This is a genomic window from Paratractidigestivibacter sp. (genome assembly GCF_052362415.1).
In the GTDB taxonomy this organism is placed as follows: Bacteria; Actinomycetota; Coriobacteriia; order Coriobacteriales; family Atopobiaceae; genus Paratractidigestivibacter.
Window position 1 is genome coordinate 1,833 of the sequence record NZ_DAWEMK010000013.1, and the last position, 15,677, is coordinate 17,509.

The window sequence follows — 15,677 nt, forward strand, 5'->3', positions numbered from 1 at the left end:
ATAGAGCGCGCGCAGGTCGTCCCACAGGCCGATGTAGGTCGCGGGGTTGGAGCGCGGGGTGCGGCCGATGGGGCTCTGGTCGATGTCGATGACTTTGTCGATGAGCTCGATGCCCTCGAGCTTCTTGTACGGGCCGACGGGGCGCTTGGAGCGGTGCACGGCGTTGGTGAGCGCCGGTGCCAGCGTGTCCGTGACGAGCGACGACTTGCCGGAGCCCGAGACGCCCGTGACCACGGTGAGCGTGCCGAGCTCAACCTTGGCGCTCACGTTCTTGAGGTTGTTCGCGCAGGCGCCCGTGATCTTTATGGCGCCGCGGCGGGGGTTGCGGCGCTTGGCCGGCAGCGCGATCTGCTTGCGGCCGGTGAGGTAGGCTCCGGTGATGGAGTCGGGCGAGGCCGCGATCTGCTCGGGCGTGCCCGCGGCGACGACGTGCCCGCCGAGCTCGCCGGCACCGGGGCCCATGTCGATGACGTAGTCGGCGGCGCGGATGGTGTCCTCGTCGTGCTCGACCACGATCACGGTGTTGCCCTGGTCTCGCAGGCGCTTGAGGGTGTCGATCAGGCGATCGTTGTCGCGCTGGTGCAGGCCGATGGAGGGCTCGTCGAGGATGTAGAGCACGCCCATGAGGCCCGCGCCGATCTGGGTGGCCAGGCGGATGCGCTGCGCCTCGCCGCCGGAGAGCGTCGCCGCCGCGCGCGAGAGCGTGAGGTAGTCGAGGCCGACGTTGACGAGGAAGCGCAGGCGCGCCACGACCTCCTTGACCACGGGGCCGGCGATGAAGCGCTGCCGGTCGTCGAGCTCGAGCGACTCGAAGAACGCGAGCGAGTCCTTGCACGAGAGGTCGCAGACCTCGTTGATCGACTTGCCGCCCACCGTCACGGCCAGGATCTCGGGCTTCAGGCGCGCGCCGTGGCATGTGTCGCACGGGACCTCGCGGATGTACTTCTCGAGGTGGGTGCGCATGGTCTCGGACGTGGTCTCCTGGTACTTGTCGAAGAGCACCTTGCGCACGCCCGGGAAGGTGGTGAACCAGCTCGTGTCGCGCCCATCGCGCGTGTGGTACTCGACCTTGATCTTCTTGTCCCCCAGGCCGCCGAGCAGGGTCTCGCGGGCTTTCTTCGGCAGATCGCGCCAAGGGGTCTGGTCGGACACGCCGATGTGCTTGCACGCCGCGGAGAGGATCTGCGGCCAGTAGTTCGAGTTGCCGAAGAGGCTGCCGAAGACGCCGCCCGCAACGGACAGGGACGGGTCCTCGATCAGAGCCGCGGCGTCCACGATCTTGCGGAAGCCCAGGCCGTCGCAGTCGGGGCAGGCGCCGTACGGAGCGTTGAACGAGAAGTCGCGCGGCTGCAGGTCGTCCATGGAGTGGCCGTGCTCCGGGCAGGCGAGCGCGAGCGAGTACTGGAGCAGCTCGCCCGGCATGCGCTCCGGGTCGTCACGGTCGGGAAGAAGCCAGAACCACACCTTGCCCTGCGCGAGCTTGGTGGCCTGTTCCACGCCCTCGGCGATGCGCCCGAGCGAGTTCTCGCGCACCACGATGCGGTCGACGACGACCTCGATGGTGTGCTTGATGTTCTTCTCGAGCTTGATGTCCTCGTCGAGCTCGCGGACCTCGCCGTCCACGCGGACGCGGCTGAAGCCCTCGCGCTTGAGGTCCTCGAAGAGCTTCGCGTACTCGCCCTTGCGCCCGAAGACCACCGGCGCGAGCACGAGGGCGCGTCGGCCCTGCGCGTGCGCGAGGACCTTGTCCGCCACCTGGTCGGTGGTCTGGCGCTCGATCACGCGGCCGCACTCGGGGCAGTGCGGGGTGCCCACGCGCGCATAGAGCAGGCGCAGGTAATCGTAGATCTCGGTCACGGTGCCCACGGTGGAGCGGGGGTTGCGGGACGTGGTCTTCTGGTCAATGGAGACGGCGGGGCTGAGGCCGTCGATGGAGTCGAGGTCGGGCTTGTCCATCTGGCCCAGAAACTGGCGCGCATAGCTGGAAAGGGACTCGACGTAGCGGCGCTGGCCCTCGGCGTAGATGGTGTCGAAGGCAAGGCTCGACTTGCCCGAGCCGGAAAGCCCCGTGATGACGACGAGCTTGTCGCGCGGGATGTCGATGTCGACGTTCTGTAGGTTGTGCTCGCGAGCTCCGCGGATGACGATGGATTCCTGGGCCATGATGCTCCCCCGAACGATGCTATATGGCGATGGATTATAGCACGCCTGTTCGTAATTTACCCGAGCGCCTCGACGAGCTTGGCCGCGGCCAGGATGCCGTCGGTCGCCGCGGACATGATGCCGCCGGCATAGCCCGCACCCTCGCCCACCGGCCACAGGCCGCGGGTGCTCACGCTCTGTCCGTCCTCGCCGCGGGTCACGCGGACCGGCGAGCTCGAGCGGGTCTCGACCCCGGTGAGCACGGCGTCGTCGGCATCGAAGCCGCGCAGGTGACGGCCCATGCGGGGAATCGCCGCGCGCAGGGTCTCGACGATGTAGGGTGGCAGGCAGCCGTCGATGCTGCCCCACGCGACGCCGCGCGGGTAGGTCGGAGCGACGCCGCCGGCGCCGCTCGACGCCTGGCTGCGCAGGAAGTCCCCCACGAGCTGGGCCGGGGCCACGTATGCGCCGCCTCCCGCCGCGAAGGCCGCGCGCTCGCACTCGCGCTGCAGCGCCACGCCCGCGAGCACGTCGTCGCCCGGCAAATCATCGGGAAAGACGTTCGCGAGCAGGCCCGAGTTCGCGTTAGCGCCCGCGCGGTCCGAGAGGCTCATGCCATTGGTGACCACGCCGCCGGGCTCGGACGCCGCCGAGACCACGTAGCCGCCGGGGCACATGCAGAAGCTGAACGCGGAGCGGCCGCTCGGCAGGTGCTCGGAGAGCTTGTACGGCGCGGCGCCCAGGGCGGGGCTTCCCGCCGCGGGCCCGTAGAGCGCGCGGTCGATGTCCGCCTGCAGGTGCTCGATGCGCACGCCCATGGCGAAGGTCTTGCGCTCCATGGCGACGCCGCGCTCGCGCAGAAGCTCAAAGACGTCGCGGGCCGAGTGTCCGCAGGCCAGGACCACGGCCGACGTCTCCACGCGCTCCTCGCGCACGGCCCCGTCCACACCGCGCGACGTCAGCGTGACCGAACGGACCGCGCCGCCCGCGACCTCGAGGTCGCTCATGCGGCAACGGGTGCGCACCTCCCCGCCGGCGTCCTCGATCCGGCGCAGGATGCTCGTGACGACGCCGGGCAGGACGTCGCTTCCCACATGGGGCTTCGCGTCCCAGAGGATCTGCGGCTGGGCCCCGGCGACGACGAAGGTCTGGAGGATCAGCCGGTGCGCGGGGCTCTTCGTGCCGGTCTGGAGCTTGCCGTCCGAGAACGTGCCCGCGCCGCCGACGCCGAACTGGATGTTGCTCTCGGGGTCGAGGACACCCGTCGCGTTGTGCTCAGCGACGACCTTGCCGCGCCGGGTCGCGTCGTCGCCGCGCTCGACGAGCAGGGGCGCGAGGCCCGCGCGCGCGAGCGAGAGCGCGCAAAAGAGACCCCCGCACCCTGCGCCGACCACGACGACGCGCTGTTCGGGCGCGTTGCGGACGGGCTCGGGGAAGCCAAAGGGGGCCTCGTCCACGAGCTTCACGCCCTTCTCCGCGTGCGCGGCGGCGAGCCTGGCCAGCGCTTCGCGCTCGGCGTCCTCGCCGCCCTTGAGGCGAACGTGGAGGGTGAAGATGAGAACGATGTCGTTCTTCTTGCGCGCGTCGATGGAGCGCCGGCGGCGCTCGAGGGACGCGAGCTCGCGAGCGGGGGCGCGGAGCTTCTTCGCGACGGCGCGGCGCAGCATGCCGAGCTCGCAGCCGTCGGTGCCGTCGAGTTGCCGAAGCCGGATTCTGATGCCGGAGAGCTCTAGCATTCGTTGCCCCCATTGTTCGTGTGGTCCTTGCCCGGAAGCGCCCCGCGGGCCGAGAGCGCGGCGCGGGCGGCCGCCGCGCCGGCGACCATGCCGCTCTTCCACGCCCATGCCAGGTTGAACCCCCCGCAGTCAGCGTCGATGTCGAGCGCCTCCCCGCACGCAAAGAAGCCCGGGCAGGTGCGCGACGCGAGCGTGGATGCATCGAAGTCGGATGTCGGCAGGCCGCCGCGTTTGACCTGCGCTTTATTTGTCTCGGCAAGTCCCTCGACGACGAAGTCGAGCGCACGTGCCCGCTCAAGCGCGCGGTGCCCTCCGCCGAGCGCGCGGGCGATGCGCGGGTCGAGCACACCGTCGGGCACGAGGCGCACGAGCTCGGCCTTAGGAATGCCGCAGGTGAGGTCGAGCCGGACGACGTCGCCTGCGCGCACGCGGCGCGAGAAGTCGAACATCACGATGCCCGAAAGCCCCCACGGGCGGAAGAGCACCTCGCCCGCCTCGGCAAAGACGATCTCGCCGCCTCGCAGAAGCTCGGCTTGCACGCGGGCGCGGCGACCGTCGAGCTCCGCGAGCGGGACGTCCCCGTCCGCGGGATGCGCGGCGATCGGGCAGAGCACCGGCTCGCCCGCGCCGCCCGTCGCCGCCACCACGGATGCGGCACGGGGGACGGAGCTACCCGCCGCATCCTCAGGAGAAGAAGCGGCGATCGGCCCCGCCCCACTTGCCGCATCGACTTCGCGCCCGCAGGCGAGGACGACGCCGGCGCGGCGACAGCGCTCGAGGAGCACGTTTCGCACGCTCGCGGCCTGCAGCGACGCCGGGTAGAGCCGGCCGCCCTCGCTCGTCCACGCGAGGCCGCAGCCGCGCCAGAAACCCAGCACGTCGGAGAGCCACGCATGCCCGTCCCCACACACGGCGCGCACGAAGGCCGGGTCGTTGTAGCGCTCGGCGTCCAGGTCCTCGTTCGCGAAGTTGCAGCGGCCGTTGCCCGTGGCGAGGATGGTCCGCCCGCACTCGAGCTCACGCTCGTAGACGACCACGGAGGCCCCCGCCTCGGCGGCGACCGTCGCGGCGACGAGCCCGGCCGCGCCGCCGCCGATGACGGCGACGTCGCAGCGCTCGGGGACCTTCACCGCCGCCGCGGCCGCGGCGAGGGCTTCTTTGCGCTGGGCGCGGGAGGGCTTCTTTTTCGACGCCGAGGCCACGGGGCTAAAGGCCCTCGTTGCTCAGGAACTCGGTGAACTCCGCCACCTGGACGACGGTCTCGGTCATCTGCGGCAGCGTGCCCTTGGGCAGCGCCTCCTCGAAATCGCCGCGGTCGCACGCCTCGGCGAGCGCCGGGTCGATGCCGAGCTGCCCGAGCTCCACGAGGCCGAATGCCTTCGCGGTCTCCTCGAGGCGGGAGGGGCCGTAGGGGTAGATCTTTTTCCCGCAGTCGGGGCAGGTCACGTAGGCCATGTTCTCCACGAGGCCGAGCACGGGCACGCCCATCATGTTCGCCATGTTCACGGCCTTGCCCACGACCATCTGGACGAGGTCCTGCGGCGAGCTCACGATGACGACGCCCTCGACGGGCAGGCTCTGGAAGACGGTGAGGGCCACGTCGGAGGTTCCCGGGGGCATGTCCACCAGCAGGAAGTCGAGCTCGCCCCACGCGGTCTGGCCCCAGAACTGCTTGATCGCGCCCGCGACCACGGGGCCGCGCCAAAGCACGGGGTCGGTCTCGTGCTCGAGGACGAGGTTCGCGCTCATGATCTTGATGCCGCCGCGGGACTCCTGCGGCACGAGCAGGTTGTCCTGCGCGTAGGCGTGGGCCCCGGCGAGGCCGAACATCTTTGGGATGGAGGGGCCGGTCACGTCGGCGTCCAAGATGCCGACCTTGGCGCCGCGGCGGGCGAGCTCGGTGGCGAGGATGCCCGTGACGAGCGACTTGCCCACGCCGCCCTTGCCCGAGACGACGCCGATCACGTGCTTGATGGAGCTGCCCTCGGCGAGGGGCTCCACCTGCGGGCCCGCCTGCTCGGCTGCCTGCTGGCCCTCCTCGTGGCCCTTCTGGCGAGAGGACTCGAACTCCTCGCGGATACGCTGCTTCTCTGCTTCGTCCATGGTTACCTTTCTCGTTCAAAGTGCTGCGACCTTTGATTCTACCCGCTGAGCGCGCGTCGCAAGGCGGATAATGGGCTTCCTTGGGCGCGGGCGGGCGCCAAAAAGCCTGCCGCGCAAAACCCGCGGGCGAATCCCGCGGCCCAGAAGACCGATCAACAGAGAGGAGCACCGCCATGCCGAGTGAGCGGGACACGCGTGTCAACGGGCCCGTCGGCGACGCCCGGAGCTTCACGCTCGACTCCGACGGCTTCGCTTGCTCGCTCGTCTGCGAGGAGCCCGAGGTCTGGCGCGTCGAGCTTCGCATGGACCGCACCTTCCTGCCCGACGTGAACGTCCATGTGGTCCGCGACGGCGACGAGGCGCTCATCGTCGACACCGGGACCTGGGACGACTACAACGACACCCGCCTCATGCGCGCGCTCGCGCGGCTCGGCGTGGACCCGGCGCGCGCGACCGTCTTCATCACCCACTCGCACGACGACCACGCGGGGCTCGCCCGCGAGCTCGCCTCCGCCGGCGCGCGCATCCTCATGAGCGAGCAGGCCTTGGCCGACCTCCGGGCCTTCTCCTCCCCCGACTACCTGCGGTTCATGGCGGGCCGGCTCGTCGCGGAGGGGTCCGACCCGGTCGTCGCGGAGAAGCTCGCGCGCACGATCTGGACCCGCCGGGCGGACTTCACGCTCGATGGCTTCGAGGCCGAGGCGGTCCGGCCGCACGACCGCATAGCCTGCGGGCGCTGGGGCTTCGAGGTCCTGCCGACGCCCGGCCACACGCCGGGCCACTGCGCGCTGTGGCTGCCTGAGCGCTCGATGGCGTTCACCGGCGACGCGCTGCTCTTCGCCTGCTCGACCTTCATCTGCTTCTGGCGCGGGGTGCCCGACAGCCTCGGCCTGCAGCTGGGGACCCTCCGCACGCTCTCCGGCCTCGGCATCGAGCGCGCCTTCCTCGGCCACGGCCGCCAAGAAGGGAGCCTCGCCGACCGGGCGGCCGCCAACATCGCCCACCACGAGCGCCGCGGCTCCCGCGCGCTCGAGGCAGTGCGCCGGTCGCCCGGGCGCAGCGGCCGCGAGCTCGTCTGCGACCTCGGTTGGCGCGCCGTGGGCGCAGGCGGCCTCGACGCCGTGGCGCCGCTGACCCGCTGGTTCATCTGCGCCGAGAGCGCGGCGCACCTCGACCACCTCGTTGAGCTGGGCTCCGTTCGCCGAGTCCCGGATGCCGGCGGCGTCGCGCGGTATTATCCCGAGTAATGCAGGGGACGTGGCCCCCAAGCCCCGCCCCGACAAAGAAGCCCGGGGCGGCGCCCCGGCGGACCAAGGAGGCCCCATGCTCTTCTCTTCGCTTTCCGACTACTCCCAGAGCGTCATCCCCGCAGATCGCATGGCCAAGGTGCTGGAGTTCCTCGGCCGCGACGGCCTCGCAGACATCGAGTGCGGCCGCCACGACATCGACGGCGACGCGATCTACGCGAACGTGATGGAGTTCGAGACCGTGCCCGCCGCCGAGAAGCCCTTCGAGGCGCATCGCCGCTATGCCGACGTCCACTTCGTCATCAGCGGCGTCGAGCGCCTAGCGACGGCGCCGGTCCGCGAGCTCGAGCCCCTCGGCGAGTTCAACCGCAAGGACGACTTCGGCCTCTACGTCAACGCGCCCCGCGAGGCCTGGGTCGAGCTCCACGAGGGCGACCTCGTGGTCACCCCTCCCTGCGACGCGCACAAGCCGGGCTGCTGCGCCGAGGCGGGCCCCGCCAAGCTCAAGAAGGTCTGCGTCAAGGTCCTCGTCGACTAGCCCCTCCGAAAAGCCGCGGCTCAGGCCTCCGGCTTGCATAGACGGCAAAAAGAAGCCGACGCCCGACCAGGCACCGGCTTCTTTTTTGATCTCGGCAGTTGGGTTGGCAGTTGGGGCGTCCCCCTTGTCCCTGCGCTACTCCAGCCCGAGGTACGCGAGCATGCCCGCGACGGCGACCTTCGCCCCCGCGACGGCGTGGACGACGGTGAGCGGCCCTACGACGACGTCGCCGGCGGCAAAGACTCCGGGCACGGTCGTCTGGCCGTCCTCCCCAACCTCGAGCAGGCCGCGGTCATTCGCGCACAGCCCGTCGGTGGTCAGCACAAGCTTGTTTTTGGGCTGCTGCGACGCGGCGATGATCACGGTGTCGGCGTGGACGTGGTCGAGCTGCTCCTCGTAGCCCGTGACCTTGTCGTCCTCGTCGAAGATCGCCGTGCGGAATACCGGGCCGTTCTCGTCGATGGCGCAGATGGCCTTGCCGTAGGCGATCTCGGCGCCCTCGAGCTCGGCGTACTCGACCTCGTCGGAGCTCGCAGAGACGTGCTTGCTGCGCGCGTAGAGCGTGACCTTGCGCGCGCCGTGGCGCAGCGCCTGGCGGGCGACGTCCATGGCGACGTTGCCCACGCCGATGACGGCAACCTCGTCGCCGATGTGCACCGAGGAAGGGTTGACCAGGTAGTCGATGCCGAACGCGACGTTTCCGCGGGTCTCGCCGGGGATGCCGAGCTTGCGGGCGCGCCAGGTGCCCGTGCCCACGAACACGGCGTCGTAGCCGTCGCGCAGCAGGTCGTCGATGTGCAGCGCGCCGCCGATGGTGGTCGAGGGGCGCACGTGCACGCCGAGATCGCACATGACCTTGCGGTACTTCTGGACGAGCGTCTTCGGCAGGCGGAACTCGGGGATGCCGTACTCGAGGACGCCGCCGATCTGCTCGCGCTGCTCGAACACGGTGACGTCGCAGCCGCGCTGGGCGAGCTTGATGGCGGCCGTGATGCCGGCGGGGCCGGAGCCGATGACGGCGACGGACTTGCCGCAACTCTCCGCCTGCTCGAAGCGGGCGCGCTCGAGGTAGGCCGAGCTGATGAAGCTCTCGATGCTCGAGAAGTGGATCGGCGCGCCCTTGTGGCCCTGGACGCACGCGCCCTCGCACTGATTCGAGTGGTTGCACACGATCGAGCAGACGGCGCTCATGGGGTTGTTCTCGAACAGGAGCGCGCCCGCCTCGTCGAGCTTCCTTTGCTTGAACAGGTCGATGACCTGCGGAATCGGCGTATGGACGGGGCAGCCCTTGAGCTGGCAGAGCGGCCGCTTGCACCCTAGGCAGCGGTTGGCCTCCTCGACGATGTGGATCGCCATTCTTTCTTCCTCTCCTCGCGGTGAAAAAAGACGGGCGCGGCCCCTCGCCGCGCCCGCCGGATCAGACAGGCATCGCTATCGCGCCGGGCGAGCCCGGCGGCATCGGCTCGCGCTAGGCGCGGATCTTGGCCACGACCTCCATGGCGCCGCGGCAGGCCTCGGTGACCTTCGAGAAGTCGCCGTCGGCAAAGAGTGCGGGCTTGACCATCCAGGTGCCGCCGCAGGCGACGATGCACGGCGAGCTCAGGTACTCCTCGACGTTCGCGGTGCTCACGCCGCCGGTCGGCATGAAGCGGTGGCCGACGAACGGGGCGCACAGGGCCTTGATGGTGTTGAGTCCGCCGTACTGCGCGGCCGGGAAGAACTTCGTGACGGTGAGGCCGAGCTTGCGGGCGGCGGTGACCTCGGAGGGGGTCACGGTGCCGGGCAGCGCGGGGACGTTGAGCTCGATGCAGCGCTTGACGACATCGGCGTCGAAGCCCGGGCTCACGATGAAGCCGGCGCCCGCGGCGACGGCCTCGTCGACCTGCTCGACGGTGAGGACGGTGCCGGCGCCCACGTTGATCTCGGGGACCTCGTCGTGCATGGCCTTGATGCACTCGGCGGCGCAGGCGGTGCGGAAGGTGACCTCAGCGGAGGGCATGCCGCCGGCGACGAGCGCGCGGGCCATGGGGACGGCGTCCTCGACCTTGTCCAGGACGACGACGGGGACGACGGCGAGGTCGTGGAGCTTCTGGTAGAAATCCTCGAACATGATGTGTTCCTCTCGGTTTGCCGCCGGCCGCTGGGCCTGCGGGTTTATTTTCAAAGAAGTACGGGGCCGGTTAGGGCCAGCTGCGCGCTAGCGGGAGACGCGGGTGCCGCCGCCGGAGACCGCGACGCCGGCGATCTCGGCCTCGGTCACGAGGTTCGCGTCGCCGCGGACGGTCAGCTTGAGCACAGAGGCCGCGATGGCGTAGTCGATGGCGCGCTGCGGCTCATAGCCGTGGAGCAGCGCGTGGAGCAGGCCGGCGTTGAAGGCGTCGCCGCCGCCCACGCCCTCGAGCACGTGCACGTCATGGGCGCCGCTGAACCAGTGTGCGTCGGTCTCGGCGTCGTAGAGCACGCCCATCCACTGCGAGCGCTCAACGCTCTGGATGTCGCGCACGACGCTGGCGACCTTCTTGCAGCCGTAGGTCGCGCAGATCTGGCGGGCCATCTCGACGTAGGAGTCGCGCTCCTCGATGCCGTTGCTCAGCGAGCCGGAGACGCAAGTGATGCCGAGGCCGGCGGGCGCGTCCTCGTCGTTGGCGATGACGATGTCGACGAGGGACAGGAGCTCGGCCATGACCTGCTGGGACTTGGCCGGCGACCACATCTTGCCGCGGTAGTTGACATCGCAGACGGTGACGATGCCGCGCTCGCGGGCGGCCGCGAGGGCCTGCTTGCAGGCGAGCGCCATCTCGTCGGAGATGGCCGGCGTGACGCCGCTGAAGTAAAAGACGCCGACGCCCCCGAGGATGGAGTCCCAGTCGAGCTCGTCGTGGCTCGCCATGTTGATGGCGGAGTACTTGCGGTCGTAGACGCAGCCGTTGGAGCGCTGCGAGGCGCCGAGCTCGAAGTAATACGTGCCCAGGCGGTCGCCGGAGCGCACGACGCGCGAGGTGTCGACGCCGTAGCCGCGCAGGCCGCGCAGGGCACAGTCACCGATGCGGTTGGCGGGCACGACCGAGACGTAGGCCGCGTTGTCGCCCTGGTACGCGAGCGAAAGAGCGGTATTCGCCTCCGCGCCGCCGTAGCGGGCGTCGAAGGACGTTGCCTGCTCGATGCGCAGGTTGTCGGGCGGGCTGAGGCGGAGCATGATCTCGCCGAAGGTGAGCACGAGCGTGTTCTGGTCCATTCTTCCTCCAACCGGGTAGTCATCTACCTTTGTGTAATCGATTTACGAAATCGATTACGTAACTTCGATTTGTATTGTATACTCCACTGAAGCGGGAATCGCAACGTGATTCTGGATTCGGCGGATAAAAACACGGGGACGGAGGCGGAAATGGCCCGCGTGCGCATCAAGGACATAGCGGAACAGGCGGGCGTGAGCGCCGCCACCGTGTCCCGCTACCTCAACAACACCCCGGGCGCCATGACGGAAGATACCCGCGCGCGCATCGCCGAGGTCGTCGAGCGTACCGGGTACCGGCCGCTCGCCGCGGCGCGGAGCCTGCGCACCGACCGCTCGCAGCTGCTCGGCGTCGTGTTCGCGGACATCGCCAACCCCTACTCCTCCGCGATGCTCGAGGCGCTCTCGCGCGAGGCGGAGGGCGCGGGCTACTCCCTCATGACCGCCGTCTCGGGCAACGGCCCCGCCTCCGAGGCGGCAGCCGTCGAGCGCCTGCTCTCCGCCGGGGCGGACGCGCTCGTGGTCAACACCTGCGGCGGCAACGACGAGGCGCTCATCGAGGCGAGCCGCAAGGCCCCGGTCGTCTTGCTGGACCGCGACCTCGACGGCGGCCTCGCGCGCGTCGACCGCAAGCTCGACATCGTGACCTCGAACAACGCCGAACTCGTCAACGGCCTCGTCGGCGAGCTCGTGGGGTGCGGGTGCAAGAAGATCGTGCTCCTGACGCAGAGCGGCATCGCGAGCTCCATCCGGCGCGAGCGCGCAGCGAGCTTCTCGGACGACGTGGCCGCGGTCGGCGTCGAGGGGGAGGTCGTCGCGCTCGAGGACGACGTCCAGAAGGCCGCGGCACAGATCGGCTCGCTCGTGGGCGGCGGTGCCGGCTGCGATGGGGGCAACGTTGGCGACAAGGGCCGCGACGACGGCGAGCGACGCGGGGAGCTTGGCCTCATGGCCGTCAACGGTGTCGTGTTCCTGCAGCTCATCGAGGCGCTGCAGGCCGCGAACCCCGGGCTCGGCGAGGACGCCGAGAGGCGCGTCCGTCTGACGACCTTCGACGAGTACGCGTGGAACCGCATGCTCATGGGCGGCGTCACCACGGCGGCCCAGGACGTGGGCGCCATCGCGCGGGCGGTCTTCGGCCAGGCGATGGCGCGGATCGACGGCGACCGCGGGCCCGCCCGGCGGATCGAGGTGCCCGGAAGAATCATCCGCCGCGCGTCGACTGCTCGACGGCCGGTCTAAGGCCCGGCGCCGTCGACACAATGGAAACTGAGCCGCGGGCTTCTTCCCAGGCTCCGATGCTGGGTTACAAGTTAGCCCGAAGCCACAACTATGCCGTTGTTCATACTTCCTTAACTAATATCATTAAGCTAGCTGCTGTTTTACAAATTAAAAGTAGTGGTTTTGTGCAGACATAATGCCTTAGCTTGATTGGACATTTATTAATCGGCTAGGATACTTTCCAGAGCCTGAACCGACGGATGCGACAACCTCGATTCACGGTTTTCCCTTTGCCGCCGGAGGCCCGCGGCTGACGCGAGACGAACGCCATGCAGTCTCTTGCCAGTACCTCCCAACCAAAACCGCGGGCCCGGCGGCCTTTGCTGTTTTTCGGCCCGATGGCCTATGCTTCGATGGGTCGCCCCCCACGCGGGAACCGTCAACAGATCGGACAATCAATGACAAAGGACAACGCCGGCGCGGCCGGCTTCAGCATGAACAGCTTCCGTCTCGACGGGAAGCTAGCCCTCGTCACCGGCGCGACCTACGGCATCGGCATGGCCATCGCCGAGGCGCTCGGCGAGGCGGGCGCGCGGATCGCCTTCAACGCGCGTCATGCGGACAAGGTCGCCGAGGCGCAGGAGCACTACCGCGCGGCGGGGCTCGATGCGCGCGGCTACGTCTGCGACGTCACCGACGAAGAGGCCGTGTCCGAGCTCATCGGGCGGATCGAGTCCGATTTCGGAACCACGCCCGACGTCCTCGTGAACAACGCCGGCGTCATCCAGCGCACGCCGATGCTCCAGACGAGCGCCGCCGATTTCCGCCGCGTCGTCGATACCGACCTCAACGCGCCGTTCATCGTGAGCAAGGCCTGCATCCCCGGCATGATCGAGAAGGGCCACGGCAAGATCATCAACGTCTGTTCCATGATGAGCGAGCTCGGGCGCGAGACCATCGCGGGCTACGCGGCCGCCAAGGGCGGGCTCAAGATGCTCACCAAAAACATCTGCTCCGAGTTCGGCGAGGCAAACATCCAGTGCAACGGCATCGGGCCAGGCTACATCGCCACGCCGCAGACCGCGCCGCTACGCGAGCACCAGACCGACGGAAGCCGCCACCCCTTCGACGCGTTCATCGTGAGCAAGACGCCCGCAGCCCGCTGGGGCACGCCCGAAGACCTCAAGGGGCCGGCGGTGTTTCTTGCCAGCGACGCGTCGAACTTCGTCAACGGGCACATCCTCTACGTCGACGGAGGTATCCTCGCCTACATCGGCAAGCAGCCGCAGTAAGAAGGGCCCGGCGATGCGGGGCGGTGCTGGGGCACGCGACGGGAGTGATGCGAAAAAACGCCTCCGTGGCACTCCGTGTTGCAGAAATCGCCGCTGTGGCACTCCGTGTTGCAGAAATCGCCGCTGTGGCACATCGCGCTACAAAAATCGCCGCTGTGGCACGTCCATTCGCGCCACAGCGGCGTTTCTCGCCACGCCCCGCCTGAAAAGAAGCCCCCTACACCCCATACGCATCCACCGGCACAAGGTCGTCATCGCGGGCGACGCCAAGCTCTGCGAGCTTGCTGAGCGCAGCCTTCCGATAGTCCGCCCTGCCGCGACCGCCCCACTCGATGCCGTCGATTCGATCGAGCTCCTCTTTGAGCGCGAGCCTCAGCGCGCGATGCTTCTCTTTCCTCTTTGCGCTTGTTCGATATGTCCTCCGACCAGTATCTTTGGATATCGCCTCCACAAGGTCTTCCATGTAGGGCAAATCGTCGTAAAGATCTTTATTGAGCTGGTACTCAATGCCACCGTATGCCAGAATCTCGTTGGTTCTGCGCTCGTCCTCCGCTTGACGATCCCTCGTCAGGTGACCTCCGCCGTTATACTCAAGTGCCACAAAACGAGGGCCGCCGGAAGTTGAAAAGAACGAGCCCCCAGAGCAAATAGCACTCGCTTTATTTTCGGCGTCGTCGCACCTTTTGAAGATAAAGTCCGGCCTCCTGGACTTGCGCGAGCCCTTCTTTCCTAGAATTGCGACGTCAATCGGCTGATTCACGGCATCGACCGTCAGTCCAAAGCCTCCACAACGCAACGGGAGAGTCAATCGCAAATAAAGGCGCGTCTCCATCGGCGAGGCCAGCCCCTCCGCCACCCCCGGAAGAGCTCGGCGCACAAGACCGACGCCATCGAAGCTCCCAAGCTCCTCTAGATGTTTTTGCAGGGATTCCTTGGTCATAAGGGGCTCGCCAACCTGCAGCATCCCCCCGGGGACCGCCGGCGAAACGGCGTATACACCAAGCAGCTCGCAGAGCAACACCTGGAGCTCCAGCTCAGTGAGCAGCGGCGCCATCTGAACCGCAAGATGCTCGGGGCAGACGCAAGCGATGCTGCCTTCCAGCAGGGCGATGCTTTTGGCGGGCAGCTCCTTCTTGCAAATCCTGGTGGTCAGATGCGGCCACCTGCGCCTGCACGCGACGTCGCCGATGAGCGCTTCCATACGAGTCGGCTCGAATCCATATCGAGAAAGAATGCCCGCCAGCTCGGAGACGCGCTCAAGGGAAGGGGCCCCGCGCGGCACTGCGTCGAAACAAGGCCTCGCCTCCGAAAGACGTTCACGCAGCCCAATGGTGCGGTACGCCTCTAATGCGGTGTTATGTGTAAGCAGAAGCTCCATTGCCCCAGCGTAGCGTTATGCGATCGTATTGGTTAAGGTCATGGAGAATATTAATTTTCGAATTTTACCGACGGCTTTCCGCTATCTTGCGGGTTTCTTCCGCCAAAATGTGTTCTCGCAGGTACAGAGGCCGCGCGCCGCATTGGAAAGACTGCATCGCAGCGCACCGGAGCCAGCCGACGACCCGCCCGCTTACCGTCCACCCAAGAAAGTGCCACCGCTCGCCACAAGCAGAGAAGACACTGTGCGAAACCGATCGTCGACGCGTTTACCAACCGCGACCGGAGGGTCGCGGGCCCAGGCGGCAAACACCGACGTGACGAAAACGGCGCTGCGAAATACGCCACGGAAGGACTGGGCACCGCGCCGCGTAACAGAAATGGGCGCTGTGGCACAGGGCGTGACAGAAATGGGCGCTGTGGCACAGGTATGCGTGCCACAGCGGCGTTTCTCGCCACTCCCCGTGCCACAGCGGCGTTATTTGTCACGCGCCGTGCCGCAGCGAAATTGCTCGCCACGCATAGTGCCATGGCAGCGGCAGTTGCTACGCCCCTCGAGGGGGGATCGTCGATTGCGCCGATTACGGTATACGGTTGCATTCGGGTGCCAAGAAGGAAACGAGAGCCGCGTTCTCCCTGGTAGATGCGAAGTCTATCAAAGTATATCGGTCGGGCCGGTGGAGCCGGAGGGCGAGTCATCGGAGGCACCCGAGTCGTCCCCGAGGCCGAGACCGGAGAAGACCCTGCTCACCGCCGAGAGGTCGACATCGGGCCCGAAGGCCTTCACGA

General features: G+C 68.1%; 12 protein-coding genes. 4 read left to right on the forward strand and 8 right to left on the reverse strand.

Annotation, left to right across the window (positions count from 1 at the left end):
• The 4 genes from uvrA to ACT84W_RS02510 form a co-directional block, all read right to left on the reverse strand.
• A partial coding sequence (gene uvrA / locus ACT84W_RS02495) for an excinuclease ABC subunit UvrA (protein ID WP_444328099.1) occupies positions 1 to 2,163 on the reverse strand: 2,163 nt, incomplete at its 3' end.
• A 56-nt stretch (positions 2,164 to 2,219) separates the two neighbouring features.
• The gene (locus tag ACT84W_RS02500; RefSeq protein WP_444328100.1) at positions 2,220 to 3,878 is read right to left on the reverse strand and encodes an NAD(P)/FAD-dependent oxidoreductase; all 1,659 of its coding nucleotides are present in this window, start codon (positions 3,876 to 3,878) and stop codon (positions 2,220 to 2,222) included.
• Entirely contained in the window at positions 3,872 to 5,080 is a 1,209-nt protein-coding gene (locus ACT84W_RS02505) for an NAD(P)/FAD-dependent oxidoreductase (RefSeq protein WP_444328101.1), read from the reverse strand. Before ACT84W_RS02505 ends, ACT84W_RS02500 begins: the two co-directional genes overlap by 7 nt.
• Before the next feature lie 4 nt (positions 5,081 to 5,084).
• Entirely contained in the window at positions 5,085 to 5,981 is an 897-nt protein-coding gene (locus ACT84W_RS02510; protein ID WP_417575664.1) for an Mrp/NBP35 family ATP-binding protein, read from the reverse strand.
• Between the two features lie 173 nt (positions 5,982 to 6,154).
• Between ACT84W_RS02510 and ACT84W_RS02515 the strand changes: the two genes are divergently transcribed.
• Together ACT84W_RS02515 and ACT84W_RS02520 are read left to right on the forward strand one after the other, a co-directional pair.
• The gene (locus ACT84W_RS02515; protein WP_432290177.1) at positions 6,155 to 7,228 is read left to right on the forward strand and encodes an MBL fold metallo-hydrolase; all 1,074 of its coding nucleotides are present in this window, start codon (positions 6,155 to 6,157) and stop codon (positions 7,226 to 7,228) included.
• 76 nt (positions 7,229 to 7,304) lie between these two features.
• Complete coding sequence (locus tag ACT84W_RS02520) at positions 7,305 to 7,766, forward strand: YhcH/YjgK/YiaL family protein (protein WP_417575666.1); 462 nt, start codon at positions 7,305 to 7,307, stop codon at positions 7,764 to 7,766.
• 135 nt (positions 7,767 to 7,901) lie between these two features.
• Here ACT84W_RS02520 and ACT84W_RS02525 read toward each other — a convergent pair whose 3' ends face one another.
• From ACT84W_RS02525 to ACT84W_RS02535, 3 genes are all read right to left on the reverse strand, one after another.
• A complete protein-coding gene (locus ACT84W_RS02525; protein ID WP_444328102.1) occupies positions 7,902 to 9,122 on the reverse strand; it encodes an FAD-dependent oxidoreductase in 1,221 nt (406 codons plus the stop codon).
• Between the two features lie 112 nt (positions 9,123 to 9,234).
• Entirely contained in the window at positions 9,235 to 9,876 is a 642-nt protein-coding gene (gene eda, locus ACT84W_RS02530; RefSeq protein WP_444328103.1) for a bifunctional 4-hydroxy-2-oxoglutarate aldolase/2-dehydro-3-deoxy-phosphogluconate aldolase, read from the reverse strand.
• Positions 9,877 to 9,963: 87 nt separating this feature from the next.
• Positions 9,964 to 11,001 (reverse strand): sugar kinase, encoded by a 1,038-nt coding sequence (locus tag ACT84W_RS02535; protein WP_417575669.1) that lies wholly within the window; start codon positions 10,999 to 11,001, stop codon positions 9,964 to 9,966.
• 150 nt (positions 11,002 to 11,151) lie between these two features.
• Here ACT84W_RS02535 and ACT84W_RS02540 point away from each other — a divergent pair, with 150 nt between their 5' ends.
• Positions 11,152 to 12,240 (forward strand): LacI family DNA-binding transcriptional regulator, encoded by a 1,089-nt coding sequence (locus tag ACT84W_RS02540; RefSeq protein ID WP_444328104.1) that lies wholly within the window; start codon positions 11,152 to 11,154, stop codon positions 12,238 to 12,240.
• A 437-nt stretch (positions 12,241 to 12,677) separates the two neighbouring features.
• The gene (locus ACT84W_RS02545; RefSeq protein ID WP_444328105.1) at positions 12,678 to 13,511 is read left to right on the forward strand and encodes a gluconate 5-dehydrogenase; all 834 of its coding nucleotides are present in this window, start codon (positions 12,678 to 12,680) and stop codon (positions 13,509 to 13,511) included.
• Positions 13,512 to 13,728: 217 nt separating this feature from the next.
• Here ACT84W_RS02545 and ACT84W_RS02550 read toward each other — a convergent pair whose 3' ends face one another.
• Positions 13,729 to 14,889, reverse strand: a complete 1,161-nt coding sequence (locus ACT84W_RS02550) for a hypothetical protein (protein ID WP_444328106.1) — start codon at positions 14,887 to 14,889, stop codon at positions 13,729 to 13,731.
• Positions 14,890 to 15,677 lie beyond the last annotated feature (788 nt).

Excerpts from the sequence above, each read along its gene's own strand:
- ACT84W_RS02500 (WP_444328100.1), bottom strand. The coding sequence starts at position 3,878 with ATGCTAGAGCTCTCCGGCATCAGAATCCGGCTTCGGCAACTCGACGGC.
- ACT84W_RS02510 (WP_417575664.1), bottom strand. The coding sequence starts at position 5,981 with ATGGACGAAGCAGAGAAGCAGCGTATCCGCGAGGAGTTCGAGTCCTCT.
- ACT84W_RS02515 (WP_432290177.1), top strand. The coding sequence starts at position 6,155 with ATGCCGAGTGAGCGGGACACGCGTGTCAACGGGCCCGTCGGCGACGCC.
- ACT84W_RS02520 (WP_417575666.1), top strand. The coding sequence starts at position 7,305 with ATGCTCTTCTCTTCGCTTTCCGACTACTCCCAGAGCGTCATCCCCGCA.
- ACT84W_RS02525 (WP_444328102.1), bottom strand. The coding sequence starts at position 9,122 with ATGGCGATCCACATCGTCGAGGAGGCCAACCGCTGCCTAGGGTGCAAG.
- eda (WP_444328103.1), bottom strand. The coding sequence starts at position 9,876 with ATGTTCGAGGATTTCTACCAGAAGCTCCACGACCTCGCCGTCGTCCCC.
- ACT84W_RS02535 (WP_417575669.1), bottom strand. The coding sequence starts at position 11,001 with ATGGACCAGAACACGCTCGTGCTCACCTTCGGCGAGATCATGCTCCGC.
- ACT84W_RS02540 (WP_444328104.1), top strand. The coding sequence starts at position 11,152 with ATGGCCCGCGTGCGCATCAAGGACATAGCGGAACAGGCGGGCGTGAGC.
- ACT84W_RS02545 (WP_444328105.1), top strand. The coding sequence starts at position 12,678 with ATGACAAAGGACAACGCCGGCGCGGCCGGCTTCAGCATGAACAGCTTC.
- ACT84W_RS02550 (WP_444328106.1), bottom strand. The coding sequence starts at position 14,889 with ATGGAGCTTCTGCTTACACATAACACCGCATTAGAGGCGTACCGCACC.